This window comes from Phenylobacterium sp., from assembly GCF_013911965.1.
GTDB lineage: Bacteria > Pseudomonadota > Alphaproteobacteria > Caulobacterales > Caulobacteraceae > Phenylobacterium.
The window spans coordinates 15297-29543 of the sequence record NZ_JACESE010000016.1 but is presented as its reverse complement, the minus strand read 5'-3'; the positions used below and the strand labels follow the sequence as shown (position 1 = coordinate 29543).

15 protein-coding genes and 1 pseudogene are annotated in these 14247 nt (G+C 72.1%); 13 read left to right on the top strand and 3 right to left on the bottom strand.

What is annotated here, in order from left to right; genetic code table 11:
- The first annotated feature begins 97 nt into the window (after positions 1-97).
- The 8 genes and pseudogenes from leuC to glp form a co-directional block, all read left to right on the top strand.
- Positions 98-1522 (top strand): 3-isopropylmalate dehydratase large subunit, encoded by a 1425-nt coding sequence (gene leuC, locus H2041_RS15200; protein WP_293414075.1) that lies wholly within the window; start codon positions 98-100, stop codon positions 1520-1522.
- Entirely contained in the window at positions 1522-2412 is an 891-nt protein-coding gene (locus tag H2041_RS15195; protein WP_293414073.1) for a VOC family protein, read from the top strand. Before leuC ends, H2041_RS15195 begins: the two co-directional genes overlap by 1 nt.
- 5 nt (positions 2413-2417) lie before the next feature.
- Complete coding sequence (gene leuD, locus H2041_RS15190; RefSeq protein WP_293414071.1) at positions 2418-3029, top strand: 3-isopropylmalate dehydratase small subunit; 612 nt, start codon at positions 2418-2420, stop codon at positions 3027-3029.
- 179 nt (positions 3030-3208) lie between these two features.
- The gene (locus H2041_RS15185; protein ID WP_293414069.1) at positions 3209-3511 is read left to right on the top strand and encodes a putative quinol monooxygenase; all 303 of its coding nucleotides are present in this window, start codon (positions 3209-3211) and stop codon (positions 3509-3511) included.
- A gap of 37 nt (positions 3512-3548) precedes the next feature.
- Complete coding sequence (gene leuB / locus H2041_RS15180; protein WP_293414067.1) at positions 3549-4601, top strand: 3-isopropylmalate dehydrogenase; 1053 nt, start codon at positions 3549-3551, stop codon at positions 4599-4601.
- 66 nt (positions 4602-4667) lie between these two features.
- Positions 4668-5222: a molybdenum cofactor biosynthesis protein B gene (gene moaB / locus H2041_RS15175; protein ID WP_293414065.1), complete on the top strand. Its 555-nt coding sequence runs from the start codon at positions 4668-4670 to the stop codon at positions 5220-5222.
- Complete coding sequence (moaC, locus tag H2041_RS15170) at positions 5219-5689, top strand: cyclic pyranopterin monophosphate synthase MoaC (RefSeq protein WP_293414063.1); 471 nt, start codon at positions 5219-5221, stop codon at positions 5687-5689. The genes moaB and moaC overlap by 4 nt, the downstream gene beginning before the upstream one ends.
- Positions 5686-6870 (top strand): annotated as a pseudogene (gene glp / locus H2041_RS15165) (gephyrin-like molybdotransferase Glp); the annotation flags it as partial. The gene moaC and the pseudogene glp, both read left to right, overlap by 4 nt.
- Here glp and H2041_RS15160 read toward each other — a convergent pair.
- Positions 6756-7811 (bottom strand): XdhC family protein, encoded by a 1056-nt coding sequence (locus tag H2041_RS15160; RefSeq protein WP_367133958.1) that lies wholly within the window; start codon positions 7809-7811, stop codon positions 6756-6758. The pseudogene glp and the gene H2041_RS15160 sit on opposite strands and share 115 nt — an antisense overlap.
- A 100-nt stretch (positions 7812-7911) precedes the next feature.
- On the opposite strand from H2041_RS15160, the gene H2041_RS15155 reads away from it, so the two are divergent.
- Positions 7912-8784: a bifunctional regulator KidO gene (locus tag H2041_RS15155; protein ID WP_293414060.1), complete on the top strand. Its 873-nt coding sequence runs from the start codon at positions 7912-7914 to the stop codon at positions 8782-8784.
- 24 nt (positions 8785-8808) lie between these two features.
- Here the strand turns inward: H2041_RS15155 and H2041_RS15150 are convergent, their stop codons facing one another.
- A complete protein-coding gene (locus H2041_RS15150) occupies positions 8809-10548 on the bottom strand; it encodes an amidohydrolase family protein (RefSeq protein WP_293414058.1) in 1740 nt (579 codons plus the stop codon).
- A gap of 198 nt (positions 10549-10746) precedes the next feature.
- Between H2041_RS15150 and H2041_RS15145 the strand changes: the two genes are divergently transcribed.
- Positions 10747-10875 (top strand): hypothetical protein, encoded by a 129-nt coding sequence (locus H2041_RS15145; RefSeq protein WP_293414056.1) that lies wholly within the window; start codon positions 10747-10749, stop codon positions 10873-10875.
- A 44-nt stretch (positions 10876-10919) separates the two neighbouring features.
- Here the strand turns inward: H2041_RS15145 and H2041_RS15140 are convergent, their stop codons facing one another.
- Positions 10920-11384: a hypothetical protein gene (locus H2041_RS15140; RefSeq protein WP_293414054.1), complete on the bottom strand. Its 465-nt coding sequence runs from the start codon at positions 11382-11384 to the stop codon at positions 10920-10922.
- 47 nt (positions 11385-11431) lie between these two features.
- On the opposite strand from H2041_RS15140, the gene H2041_RS15135 reads away from it, so the two are divergent.
- The 3 genes from H2041_RS15135 to H2041_RS15125 all read left to right on the top strand — a co-directional run bounded on the left by H2041_RS15135 (position 11432) and on the right by H2041_RS15125 (position 14130).
- Positions 11432-12574, top strand: a complete 1143-nt coding sequence (locus tag H2041_RS15135) for a DNA cytosine methyltransferase (RefSeq protein WP_293414052.1) — start codon at positions 11432-11434, stop codon at positions 12572-12574.
- 78 nt (positions 12575-12652) lie between these two features.
- Complete coding sequence (cysK, locus tag H2041_RS15130) at positions 12653-13642, top strand: cysteine synthase A (protein WP_293414050.1); 990 nt, start codon at positions 12653-12655, stop codon at positions 13640-13642.
- Positions 13643-13677: 35 nt separating this feature from the next.
- Positions 13678-14130, top strand: coding sequence for a very short patch repair endonuclease (locus H2041_RS15125; RefSeq protein WP_293414048.1), 453 nt, complete (start codon positions 13678-13680; stop codon positions 14128-14130).
- Positions 14131-14247: the final 117 nt, after the last annotated feature.

Here is a 14247-nt window from a genome sequence, read left to right as displayed (position 1 = left end):
TGGTGAATCGTCGGCAACGCGACAGACCTTCGCATGGTTGCCGCCGCCGCTACTGCGACCTTTACGTGACGGGTCTTGGCCACCTACATAGCCGGCCATGGCCGGCAAGACCCTCTATGACAAGATCTGGGACGCCCACGTCGTCGCACAGCAGGACGGCGAAGCGATCCTTTACATCGACCTGCACCTCATCCACGAGGTCACGACGCCGCAGGCCTTCGCCGGCCTTCGCGCCAACGGCCGCCCCGTGCGCCGTCCCGACCGGACGCTCGCCGTGGCCGACCACAACGTGCCCACCGAGGGCCAGGCGCTCGGCGTCGCCGCCGTGGCCGACGAGGAGGCGCGGCTGCAGCTCCAGACGCTGGAGCGCAACGTGGCCGACAACGGCATCGAATTCTTCCCCATGGGCGATCTGCGCAACGGCATCGTCCATGTGGTGGGCCCCGAACAGGGGCGCACCCAGCCGGGCATGACCATCGTCTGCGGCGACTCCCACACCTCGACCCACGGCGCCTTCGGGGCCCTGGCCCAGGGCATCGGCACGTCGGAAGTCGAGCATGTGCTCGCCACCCAGACCCTGCGCCAGGCCAAGTCGAAGAACATGCGCGTGGTGATCGACGGGACGCCGGCGCCGGGCGTCGGCGCCAAGGACTTCGCGCTCGCCGTCATCGGCGCCATCGGCACGGCCGGCGGCACCGGCCACGTCATCGAATATGCCGGCGAAGCCGTGCGCGCCCTGTCCATGGAAGGGCGCATGACGCTGTGCAACCTGACCATCGAGGCCGGGGCGCGGGCGGGGCTGGTGGCCCCCGACGAGACCACCTTCGACTATATCCGCGGCCGGCCCGCGGCCCCCAAGGGCGGCGCCTGGGAGATGGCGCTGGCCCACTGGAAGACCTTCTTCACCGACGCGGACGCCGTCTTCGACCGCGAGATCCGGCTGGATGCGGCCGACATCGCCCCGCTGGTGACCTGGGGCACCAGCCCCGAGGACGTCATGCCGATCACCGGGACCGTGCCCGACCCGGCGAGCTTCGCGACCGCCGACAAGCGCGCCTCGGCCGCCCGGGCCCTGGACTATATGGGCCTGTCCGCCGGCCAGCCGATCACCGAGGCGAGGATCGACCGCGTCTTCATCGGCTCCTGCACCAACAGCCGCATCGAAGACCTGCGCTCGGCCGCCCAGGTGGTCCAGAAGGCCTTCCTCGAAGGCAGGCTGGTGGCCCCCCACGTCAAGGCCATGGTCGTGCCGGGCTCGGGCCTCGTGAAGGCGCAGGCCGAGGAAGAAGGCCTCGACGCCATCTTCAAGGCCGCGGGCTTCGAATGGCGCGAGCCGGGCTGCTCCATGTGCCTGGGCATGAACCCCGACCGCCTGGCGCCGGGCGAGCGCTGCGCCTCGACCTCGAACCGCAACTTCGAGGGTCGCCAGGGCCGCGGCGGACGCACCCACCTGCTCAGCCCGGCCATGGCCGCGGCCGCCGCCATCGCCGGCCGCCTGGCCGACGTGCGCGACTTCATCTGATGCCGGGCGAGGTGGTCACAGGCCTCGACCACGTGGCCCTGGCCGTCCGCGATCTCGAATCCGCGGTCGACGCCTATCGACGCCTGCTGGGGCGCGCGCCCGAATGGGTGGGCGGCGACGGCGGGGCCAGGCACGCCTGGTTCCAGCTGCCCAACATGGCGCTCGACGTGATCGCGCCGGACGATGCGAACCCCGGCGCCTTCGGCGAGGTCATCCGCGCCCACCTGGACGCCCACGGCGAAGGCCTCTGGGCCCTGGCCTTCCGGGTGGAGGACATCGAGGCGGCGGTGAAGCTCGTGCGGCGGCGCGGCCTCAGGGCCAGCGATCCGGGACCGGTCCGCACCACCCATCTGGACGGCCGCAAGCGCTACTGGACGACCTCGACCCTGCAGGCGGAAGACACGGGCGGGATCAACATCCTGCTGGTCGCCCCGCCGCGCGACGGCCAGCCCTTCCCCCTGTCCCCCGCCGAGGGCGACGAAGCCGCCGCGGTCACCGAACTCGACCACGTGGTGGTGCGCACCCCCGATCCGGAGCGGGCCATCGCCGTCTATGGCGCCAAGCTTAGCCTCGACCTGCGGCTCGACCGGTCCAACGCCGACTGGGGCGTGCGCCAGCTCTTCTTCCGCTGCGGTTCGGCCGTGGTGGAGTTCGCCGCCGGCCTGAAGACCCCGCGCGGCGACGGTCCGGACACCTCCGGCGGTCTCGCCTGGCGGATCGATGATCCCGCCGCCGTGCATGCGCGTCTGGCCGCCGGCGGCTGGAACGTCTCGGACCTGAAGCGCGGCCGCAAGCCGGGCACCCAGGTCTTCACCGTCCGCGAGGGCGCGCCGGCCCTTCCCGCCCTGATGATCCAGCAGACCGCGCCCGGCGCGCCGCAGGAGGACTGATCCCCATGAAGCCCTTCACCAAGCTCGACGCCAAGGCCGCGCCCCTGCCGCTGGCCAATATCGACACCGACCAGATCATCCCCAAACAGTTCCTGAAGACGGTGGAGCGCGAGGGCCTGTCGCGCGGCCTCTTCTATGACTTCCGCTTCGACGAGCAGGGCCGGGAGAAGCCCGACTTCGTGCTGAACCAGCCGGCCTACAAGGACGCCGGCGTGCTGATCGCCGGCGACAACTTCGGCTGCGGCTCGAGCCGCGAGCACGCCCCCTGGGCTTTGCTGGACTTCGGCGTCAGCTGCGTCATCTCCACCAGCTTCGCCGACATCTTCTACAACAACTGCTTCCAGAACGGCCTCCTGCCGGTGGTCCTGAAGGCGGCCGAGGTCGACGCCCTGATGGCCGAGGCCCGGGGCGGCAATCACATGGTCACGGTCGACCTTGAGGCCCAGACGGTCACCTCCCCCTCGGGCGAGGTCTACCGCTTCGAGATCGACGCCGCCCGCAAGCACAAGATGCTGAACGGCCTGGACGCCATCGGCGAGACCCTGCAGCGGGCGACCGACATCGACGTCTATGAAAGCCGCCGGGCGCTGGACCAGCCCTGGCTGGAGCGGGCCTGAAGGCGCAGACCCCCTCAGTCACCTTCGGTGACAGCTCCCCCTGGAAGGGGGAGCATCTTCGCGTCGAGCTCCCCGCAACCGCTGAGCAGATCCTCCCCCTTCTTCAGGGGGAGGTGGCCCGGAGGGCCGGAGGGGGTTTTGCGGCCTCCGATCCTCCCCCGACCGCAAGAGAACCCACCATGCCCCTCATCATCGCCGGGACGGTGCGCGTTCCGCCCGAGAACCTCGAAGCTTTCCGGCCCCACATGCAGGCCATGCTGGAGGCCAGCCGGGCCGAGGACGGCTGCGTCGAATACGCCTATGCCGAGGACGTGGCCGAGCCCGGCCTGATCCGCGTCTTCGAGGTCTGGCGCGACCCGGCGGCGATCGACGCCCATTTCCAGACCGCGCACATGGCCGCCTGGCGCGCGGCCTGGCCGCAGTTCGGGGTTTCCGACCGCCGCCTCTTCGCCTACGAGGTCGCCTCGCATCGGGCGATCTAGGTTCCGCCCGCAAGACCAGACGACGGGGCGCATCTCCATGACCGACCTTCTCCTCCTGCCCGGCGACGGCATCGGCCCGGAAGTGACGGCGGAGGTTCGCCGGGTGATCGCAGCGCTCACCCCGGACCTGAAGGTCGAGGCGCGGCCGTTCGGCGGGATCAGCTACGACCAGTCGGGCGAACCCCTGACCGCCGAGACCCTGGCGCTGGCCAAGTCGTCCAGGGCCGTGCTGATGGGCGCCGTCGGCGGGCCCAAGTGGGCGGGCGTGCCGCGGGACAAGCGGCCGGAAGCCGGCCTGCTCGCCCTGCGCGCCGGCATGGAGGTCTTCGCCAACCTGCGCCCGGCGCTGTGCTTCGGGCCGCTGGCCGACGCCTCGTCGCTGAAGCGCGAACTGGTCGAGGGCCTCGACTTCATGATCGTGCGCGAGCTGACCGGCGGAATCTATTTCGGCGAACCGCGCTTCATTGAGGACCTGCCCGGCGGCGGCAAGCGCGCCGTCGACACCCAGGTCTATACGACCGCCGAGATCGAGCGGGTCGCCCGCGTCGCCTTCGAACTGGCCCGCGGCCGCCGCAACAAGGTCCATTCGGCGGAGAAGTCCAACGTGATGGACTCCGGCCTGCTGTGGCGCGAGGTGGTCACCGATCTGCACAGGCGCGAATTCGCCGATGTCGAGCTGGAGCACATCCTGGCCGACAACGCGGCCATGCAGATCGTCAAGAACCCCAAGCAGTTCGACGTCATGGTCACCGACAACCTGTTCGGCGACATCCTGTCCGACGCCGCGGCCCAACTGACCGGCTCGCTCGGCATGCTGCCCTCGGCGGCGCTGGGCGCGCCGGGCAAGCCTGGCCTCTACGAGCCCATCCACGGCTCGGCGCCGGATATCGCCGGCCAGGGCGTGGCCAATCCGCTGGCCGCCATCCTGTCCTTCGAGATGGCCCTGCGCTGGTCGCTGGAGCGGCCGGAGGCCGCCGACCGGCTGCAGTCCGCGGTGGTCAAGGCGCTGGAGGGCGGCGCCCGCACGCGCGACCTGGGCGGGACGCTGTCCACCGTCCAGATGGGCGACGCGGTGCTGGCCGCCCTCTGATCCCCTTCGGGTGACGGGCGCCGGCGCAGGCGGTAGAACAGGCGCCAATCCCAGGAGGAGCCGAGCATGAACGCCCCTGCCTTCGCCCCCGGCGGCAAGATCGACGAAAGCAAGGCCTTCGTCCCCGTGCGTATCGCAGTGCTGACCGTCTCCGACACCCGCGACGAAGCCTCCGACACCTCCGGCCAGGTCCTGGCCGACCGCATCACCGGGGCGGGACACACGCTCGCCGCCCGCGCCATTGTTCGTGACGAGGTGGAGGCCATCCGCGCCCAGGTGAAGGCCTGGGTCGCCTCGGGCGAGGTGGACGTGGTCATCACCACCGGCGGCACGGGCATCACCGGCCGCGACGTGACGCCCGAAGCCCTCGGCCCCCTGTTCGACAAGACCCTCGACGGCTTCTCGGTCGTCTTCCACATGGTCAGCTATCAGACGGTGGGCCTGTCCACCCTGCAGAGCCGGGCTGTCGCCGGCATTCTGGGCGGCGTCTTCGTCTTCTGCCTGCCCGGCTCCAACGGGGCGGTGAAGGACGGGTGGGACAAGGTGATCGCAGCCCAGCTCGACAGCCGGCACGGCCCCTGCAACATGGTCGAACTCATGCCGCGCCTGAGCGAGCGGTGAGCCGGCTCACCCACATCGACGAGACCGGCCGTGCTCATATGGTCGACGTCTCGGACAAGGCGGTCACCACCCGCGAGGCGGTGGCCGAGGGCTTCGTGCGCATGACGCCGGAGACCCTGGCGCTCGCCCTGTCCGGCGACGCCAAGAAGGGCGACGTCCGCGCCACGGCCGAGATCGCCGGCATCATGGCGGCCAAGCGGACGAGCGAGCTGATCCCGCTCTGCCATCCGCTGATGCTGTCCAAGGTGGAGGTGCGCGTGGCGGAGGCCGAAGGCGGGCTTTCCGTCACCGCCCGGGTGCGCACCAGCGGCCAGACCGGGGTGGAGATGGAGGCCCTGACCGCGGTCTCCATCGCCTGCCTGACCATCTACGACATGCTGAAGGCCGCCGAGAAGGGCATGGTCATCGAGGCGGTGCGGCTGACCGCCAAGTCGGGCGGCGCCTCGGGCGACTGGAGCGCGGCGTGAAACTGCTTCCCGTCGAGGAGGCGCGCGCCCGCATGCTGGCCGAGATCGCGCCGCTTCCGGCCGAGACCGTCCCGCTCTCTCAGTCCGTCGGCCGGGTGCTGGCCGAGGACGTCGCCGCCCGCCGCGACCAGCCGCCCTTCGACGCCTCGGCCATGGACGGCTGGGCCGTGCGCGCGGCCGACACGCCCGGCCGTCTCGCCATCGTCGGCGAGAGCGCCGCGGGCCATGGGTATGGCGGCGCACTCTCGGCCGGTCAGGCGGTGCGCATCTTCACCGGGGCGGCCCTGCCCCGGGGCGCCGACGCCATCGTCATCCAGGAGGATGCGACCCGCGACGGCGAGGCTGTCGAGGTTCCTCAGACGGAGGCGGGCCGCCACCTGCGGCCGCGCGGCGGCGACTTCGCGGCCGGCGAGGTGCTGCTGAAGGCCGGCCAGCGGATCGATCCCTGGCGCCTGTCGCTCGCCGCCTCGGCCGGCCGCGCGGAGATCTCCGTCGCCCGGGCGCCGAAGGTGGCCATCCTCTCCACCGGCGAGGAGATCGTCGAGGCGCCCGCCGAGCCGGGACCGTTCCAGATCTACGATTCCGGCGCGCCGGCGCTCGTCGCCATGGTCCGCGGCTGGGGCGCCGAGGCGACCAAGCTGAAGCCCGTCCGCGACGAACTGGACGCCGTGGTCGAGGCTCTCCGAAACGCCGAGTGCGATCTGGTGGTCACCGTCGGCGGCGCTTCGGTCGGCGACCACGATCTGGTCCGCGCCGCGGGCGAGGCCCTGGGGCTTTCCCTGCGCGTGGCGAGCGTGGCGGTGCGGCCGGGCAAGCCGACCTTCTTCGGTGTGCTCGGCGACGGGCGCCGCATGCTGGGCCTGCCGGGCAATCCGGCCTCGGCCTTCGTCTGCGCCGAGCTCTTCCTCAGACCCGTTCTCGACGCCTATCAGGGCGCGGCGGACGGCTTCGCGACGGTCAGCGCCTTCGCCGCGGAGCCGCTGGCCGCCAACGGCCTGCGCGAGCACTGGATGCGGGCGCGTCTGACCTATGCCGACGGGACGCTCGCCGCCCGGCCCTACCGGGATCAGGACTCTTCGCTGGTCAGCGTCTTCGCCGGCGCCGATGCGCTGCTGCGCCGGCCGCCGGGCGCGGCGGCCGTTCCCGCAGGCGGGCTCGTCGAGGTGCTGCCGCTCAGGCGGGCGTGACGCAGGGCCATGATCTCGCCGATCACCGAGACGGCGACCTCCCAGGGCGCCTTGCCGCCGATGTCGAGCCCGATCGGCGCGTGCAGCCGGCCGATGGCCGGCTCCGAAACCCCCAGCGCCCGCAGCTTCGCCAGCCGCTCCGGCAGCCGCGCACGGGCGCCGAGCAGGCCCACATAGGCCGCGCGCGACGGCAGGGCGGCCAGCAGGGCCGACTGGTCGGTGACGAGGTCGTGGCTCGCCACCGCCACCGCCGTCCAGGGGTCGAGGCCCAGATCGGCCAGCGCCTGGCCGGCCTCCTCGCGGCGATAGGCGACGCCGGCCAGGGGCGGGGGCGTCTCCGGACCCTTGGGCCGGATCAGGGTCGTCTCGAAGCCCGACTGCGCGCCCAGGCCGGCGATGGCGAGCGCGGCGGGATCGCTTCCGACCACCGCCAGGCGCGGGGTCGGCTCGTGGTCGCGGCGGATGGCGCCCGCCCAGGGCTGGGCCGCCTCGGGGGCCACGCACCGGCGGACGCGCCCGTCGCTCAGCCAGACGCAGGGTCTGCGCCCATTCTGGGCGGCCAGCAGTTCGGCGAGCGCCGGGTCGTCGGCGGCGACCCTCTCCAGGAAGATCTCGATCCGCGCGCCGCAGAGCAGCTGGATGTCGGGCCAGGGACTGCCCTCGCCATAGACGAGCGTCCGCGGGGCGCCGTCCGCCAGACAGGCCTGAGCGTGGGCGGCGACGTCGGACTCGACGCATCCGCCGGAAAAATAACCGGAAACCACCCCGTGCCCGAAGACCATCTGGGTTCCGACCGGCCGCGGACCGCCGCCGCCGAGCGCCGTCAGCGTGGCCAGGACCAGGGGCTTTCCGGTCGCCGCCGCCGCGCGCAGGGCGGGCCGGACGTCGTCGGCGAGGCCGAAGGCGGGCCACTCTGGTAAGGCCTCGTTCATCATACGGATTAACCCCGGCGAAAGGTTCCAGATACGGGTTCTTTAGGCCTGACAGATAAGCATGGCGGCCGACAAGTGCAGTCCTTCGAGCGTGCGCCCGCCCATGACCTCTCCGCTCAGCAAGCTCGGCCTCGGTTCGGGCCAGTTCGTCCTCGACCAGGCCACCGTCCGCGGGCGCCCCGTCCAGGCCGAGGTGCGTGACATCCTTTCGGTGGCCGCGCGCGCCGGCGTGCCCGTGTTCGATGTCGCCGGCCGCTCGGTCCAGGGCGAGACCACGATCGGCCAGGCCCTGCCCCAGCCGAACCCGTTCCGCGTTTCGGTCACCACCATCCGGGCCGACCGCGGCGCCGACGCGGTGGAGGCCGATATTCACGCCGCCCTGCGCCGGCTGAACGTCGCCCAGGCCGACAGCATCCTGGTGCCCTCGGCCTCGGAGCTGTTCGGGCCGCACGGCATGGCCATGTGGACGCGCCTGCAGCAGTTGCGCGACGCCGGCGTCTGCCGCCGCATCGGCGTCTCGGTCTTCGCCTCCGACGATCCTGTGGGCCTGGCCCGCCGCTTCCGGCCCGACGTAATCCAGGCGCCGGCCAGCCTGCTCGACCAGCGGCTGCTGATCGACGGCACCCTCGCCACCCTGGCTGGCATGGGCGTGGAGGTGCAGCTGCGCTCCATCTTCCTGAACGGCCTGATCTTCCTGCCGCCCGACCGCGCTCCCGCCCATCTGAAGGCGGCGGCCAGCCGCATTTCGCGCGCGCGGCGCATGATCGCCGAGGGCCGCTCCGACCCGCTACAGGCGGCGCTGGGCTTCGCGCTTTCCCGTCCCGAGGCGACCACGGTCCTGGTCGGCGTCACCTCGGCGGCCGAACTGCAGGCGGTGATCGCCGCCGCCTCCTCGCCCCCGCCGGACCTCGACTGGGACGACATGGCCCTGGACGATCCGGTCGCCCTCGATCCCAACCAGTGGGCGGCGGCCTAGGGATCCGGCCGCGCCCCTTCGCCCCTATTCCGCAGCCAGGGCCATGGCCTGGCCCTGGGCGCCGCGCAGCAGGCGGCCGGGCAGGGCGCCGGTGGGCTCCCCGTCGCGATAGGTGATCTGGCCGGCGACGATCGTCGCCACATAGCCGCGCGCCCGCTGGACCAGCCGCCGACCGCCGGCCGGCAGGTCGTAGGCCACCTTGGGCGCCTCCAGCGTCAGGCGGTCGTAGTCGATGATGTTCAGGTCGGCGCGCAGGCCGGCCGCCACCATGCCGCGGTCGTAGAGGCCGACGGCGCGGGCGGTGTCTCTCGTCTGCATCCGCACCATGGCCTCCAGGTCGAAACGGGGCCCCCGCGTGCGGTCCCGCGTCCAATGGGTGAGGTTGGAGGTGGGGAAGGATCCGTCGCAGATCATGCCCACATGGGCGCCGCCGTCCGACAGGCCGGGCACCGCGTCGGGATGGCCCAGCATCTCGTAGCTGGGGTCCAGCGACCCTTCGGCATAGTTGAGGAAGGGCAGGTAGAGCATGCCGCGGCCGTCGTTCGACAGCAGATGGTCGAGGGCGACCTCCGACGGCGTCGTCCCGCGGGCGAGCGCCAGGGCCGCCACGGTGCGGTCGGGGGTCGGCTCGTAGTCCGGCGTCTCGCCCATCAGGTACATGTTGGCCCAGTTGCGGGTCATGGTGGTCGCGAAGCCCGGCTCCGCCGCCGGCGGCTCGGAGAGCAGGCGGGCGCGGGCGGCGGGTTCGCGCAGGCGGGCGACCTTCTCCGCCAGCGTCAGGCCGGCCATCTCCTTCCAGGCCGGGTGGTGGCTGAAGGGGTTCAGGGTCAGCTCGAAGCCGAACAGCACGCCCACCGGCCGGCCGCAGACCTGGGCCTTCATGGGCAGGCCCGCCGCGGTCGCCTCCGCCAGGGCGTCGAGCAGGATGCGCCAGGACTGCGGGGCGCGGGCGTGCTGGGTCAGGGAGAAGGAGAGCGGCCGGCCGGAGCGCTCGACGATCCGCCGCAGCATGGCGAACTCGGCCTGCGGATCGGCGAAGTCGGACACGACCTGCAGCACGCCCTTGCCGGCCCGGGCCATGCCGAGCGCGATCCCCGTCAGTTCGTCCTCCCCGGCCGTGAGCGTCGGCGTCGGCTGGCCGTCGCTGGTCCGGTGGTTCAGCGTGCGCGAGGTGGAGAAGCCCAGGGCGCCGGCCTGGACGGCGCGCTCGGCCAGCTGGGCCATGGCGGCGATGTCGGTCTCGCTGGCCGGCTCGCGGGCGCCGCCGCGCTCGCCCATCACATAGACGCGCAGGGCCGCGTGCGGCAGCTGGGTTCCGATGTCGACGTCGAACCGGCGCGCCTGCAGCGCGTCGAGATAGTCGGGGAAGCTCTCCCAGTTCCAGGGCAGACCCTCGGTCAGGACGGGGAAGGGAATGTCCTCCACCCCCTCCATCAGACGCACCAGGCGGTCGTGGTCGCCGGGTCGGCAGGGGGCGAAGCCGACGCCGCAATTGCCCATCACCACGGTCGTCACGCCGTGCCAGGACGAGGGCTGCATCCGCTCGTCCCAGGTGGCCTGGCCGTCATAATGGGTGTGGATGTCGACGAAGCCGGGGGTCACCAGACGGCCGCGGGCGTCGATCTCCTCCGCCCCCCGGCCGGAGATCTCGCCCACAGCGGCGATGCGGCCGTCGCGCACCCCCACATCGGCCTCGAAGAGCGGCGCGCCCGTGCCGTCCGCCACCGTCCCGCCGCGCACGACGAGATCGTAAGCCCGTTCCATTCCTGCCTCCCAGTCCGGCGGGTCTTTCGCCCGTCCTTGGGGGAATTAGCCGCCTCAATGCGCCCGCAGGTCAAGGGGCTGGCGCCGGGCCCCGCGACAAGACGGGCCGGAACCCGCCCATTTCGGGGACGTTTCGTAACCAATGCTCATGCAGTTGAGCCCGAGCCCAAGTCCGAAGAGAATCGGAGGACCCAAGTCATGGCGCTCAAGGTATTTTTGATCGTCGCCGCGCTTGCGGCGGTGGTCGTCGGTTTCGCGCTTCCAACGCCCAGAACCACGGCCGAACCGCAACAGGAGCCGCAGATCGCAACCCTCGATCTCGGCTAGGCGCGCCGAAGGCCGCTTCCCCGGGGAGGCGGCCTTCGCCGTGTTCAGGCCCCCTCGCGCGGCATGGCGTCGGCCTTGCCCGCGCAGCCCCGCAGGGTCTCGCCCGCCAGGCTCGCCTCGGCCACATAGGCGTAGCGCAGGTCCGACATGCCGTCGGAGCATTCGCCCTGGCGCAGGATGACGGAAAGCCGGCGGCCGTCGGCGGTCGTCGCCCGCCAGACCGCGGCCGGACCCTCCATGACCGCCCCCGGGTTCGGGGCGGTGACGGGATCGAAGTCGGGCCGCTCAAGCGTGATCGTCTCCGGCCCGATCCGGATCAGCCAGAAGGGCTCGGTCCCGCGGGCCAGCATCTCGCCCTGGAAGGCTTCGGGCACGGCGGCCGCCGTGCTGGCCGCCGGCGGGGCGTCGGCCGGGGGCGGAGCCGCCGATCCGTCGGGGGACTGGGGCTGGCAGGCGGCCAGGGCGGCGCCGGCGAGACCGCCGATCAGGGCTGTGGCGAAGATGCGCATGCCGTAGCTCCTTTCCTGTGGGCCGGGTCAGGCTAGACTCACCGGCCATGAGTCGGAACCGCCGCCCTGCCTTCTATGAGTTCTTCGCCGGCGGCGGCATGGCGCGCCTGGGCCTGGGCGAAGGCTGGGACTGCCTGTTCGCCAACGATTTCGACCCGGTGAAGGCCGCCGCCTACCGGGCCAATTTCGCCGACGCCGCCGAGCACTTCCGCGAGGGGGACGTGTGGAAGCTGACGGCCGGCGACCTGCCCGGCCAGGCCGACCTCGCCTGGGCCTCCTCGCCGTGTCAGGACTTCAGCCTCGCCGGCGCGCGGGCGGGACTGGCGGGCGGCCGCTCCTCGGCCTTCTTCGGCTTCTGGAAGCTGATGCAGGCCCTGAACGCGCAGGGCCGCGCGCCGCGGACCATCGTCATCGAGAACGTCGTCGGCCTGCTCACCTCGCACGGGGGCGCCGACTTCGAGGCGCTCTGCCGGGCCCTGGCGGAGGAAGGCTACAGCTTCGGGGCGCTGGAGATGGACGCCGCGGCCTTCGTTCCGCAGTCGCGTCCGCGCGTCTTCGTCGTCGCCGTACGCGGACCGCCGCCGGCCGGCCTGCAGGGCGAGGGCGCCTTCCACGGCCGCGGCGTGCGCCAGGCTCAGGCCCGCCTGCCGGACGATCTGGCCCGCCGCTGGATCTGGTGGCGGCTGCCGGCGCCGCCCGCCCGCAACACCGATCTCGCCGCCCTGCTGGAGCCCGACGAGGCGGTGACCTGGCGCTCTTCGCTCCAGACCCAGGCGCTTCTCGCCCAGATGTCGCCCCTGCACCGCCGCCGCTTCGAGGCCGAGCAGGCCTCGAAGGGTCGCGCCGTCGGCGCCGCCTATCGCCGGATCCGCGTGGAGGATGGGGTGCGGGTGCAGCGGGCCGAGGTGCGCCTCGACGGCCTGGCCGGCTGCCTGCGCACGCCGGCGGGCGGGTCCTCGCGCCAGATGCTGCTGGTGGGCGACGAGGCCGGTCTTCGCTCGCGCCTGGTGTCGCCGCGGGAGGGAGCCCGGCTGATGGGCCTGCCGGAGGCCTACGCCCTGCCCGCCTCGGCGACCCAGGCCCTGCACGTGGTCGGCGACGGCGTGGCGGTTCCGGTGGTCCGCTGGCTGTCGGAAAACCTCCTGCGCCCGCTGCTCGCGGCGGAAGGATCGGCGCTCGCCGCCGAATGAGCGGCTTTCATTTGCGTCCCGAACCCCTAAGTTCGCGTTCAAAGGGCCTCAGAACGCGAATTTTCGAAGGGCAGTCTCATGGACGGCGCTACCGACACCACCTACGACGCCGCGCGCTACAAGCGCGCCGGGCGGGGCAAGGTCTACGACTCCATCATCGACACCATCGGCGACACGCCGCTGATCCGGCTGCCGCGCCTGACCGCGGCGCTGAAGCCCAAGGCCGAGGTCCTGGCCAAGCTTGAGTTCTTCAACCCGATCGCCTCGGTGAAGGACCGCATCGGCGTCTCCATGATCGAGGCGCTGGAGGTCCAGGGCGTGCTGAAGCCCGGCTCCACCATCGTCGAGCCGACCAGCGGCAACACAGGCATCGCGCTCGCCTTCGTGGCGGCGGCCAAGGGCTATCCGCTCACCCTGGTCATGCCCGAGAGCATGTCCATCGAGCGGCGCAAGATGCTGGCCCTGATGGGCGCCAAGCTGGAGCTCACCCCGGCCGAGCGCGGCATGGCCGGCGCGGTCGCCCGGGCGCGCGAGATCGTCGAGGCCACGCCCGGCGCGGTCATGCCCCAGCAGTTCGACAACGGCGCCAATCCCCTGGTTCACCGGGTTTCCACGGCCGAAGAGATCTGGAACGACACGGACGGCAAGGTGGACGCCGTGGTCGCCGGCGTCGGCACCGGCGGCACCATCACCGGCGTCGGCCAGGTGCTGAAGGGCCGCAAGGCTTCGGTGAAGATGATCGCCGTGGAGCCGGAGGCCTCGCCGGTCCTTTCCGGCGGCCAGCCGGGCCCGCACAAGATCCAGGGCATCGGCGCGGGCTTCGTGCCCTCCATCCTCGACCGCAGCGTCATCGACGAGGTGGTCCAGGTCTCCAACGACGACAGCCTCGCCATGGCCCGTCGCGTGGCCCGGGAAGAGGGCGTTCCGGTGGGTATCTCCTCCGGCGCCGCGCTGACGGCCGCCTTCCACGTCGCCAGCCGCGACGACATGGCCGGCAAGACGGTGGTGGCCATCATTCCGAGCTTCGCCGAACGCTACCTTTCGACCGCCCTCTTCGAGGGAATCTGAGGCCTGCGGCGACCGGGCGCCCGATCGGCGACGTCATGACCGACGTCTACGACGCGGAAAAGCGCTCGGCCGTCATGGCCCGGGTGAAGGGGCGGGACACCGCGCCCGAGAAGACGCTGCGGCGTATGCTCACGCAGCTCGGCGCCCGCTACCGCCTGCATCGCAAGGACCTGCCCGGCTCGCCCGACATCGTGCTGTCGGGGCGCCGGCTCGTGGTCTTCGCCCACGGCTGCTTCTGGCACGGCCACGACTGCGCCCGCGGAAGCCGCGTGCCCAAGGCCAACCGCGACTACTGGCTGGCCAAGGTCGGCCGCAACCGCGCGCGCGACGCTGCGGCTCGCGAGGCCCTGGAGGCCGCCGGCTGGCGGGTCGAGACGGTCTGGGAGTGCGAGATGAAGGACGAGGCGGCGCTGAAGGCCCGCCTCAAAGCGCTGCTGGACTCAGCGCCGCTTCGGCCCGCCGCCCGCCAGGGCGAGTCGAAGAGGTGACACAAAGGACACGAAGGGCTCACGAAGCGCACGAAGGGTGACGCCGCCCGCTCTGTGTCCTTCGCGCCCCTTCGTGCCCTTCGTGTCACCACTTGGCGGCGCCTGCTGCGCCTGCGG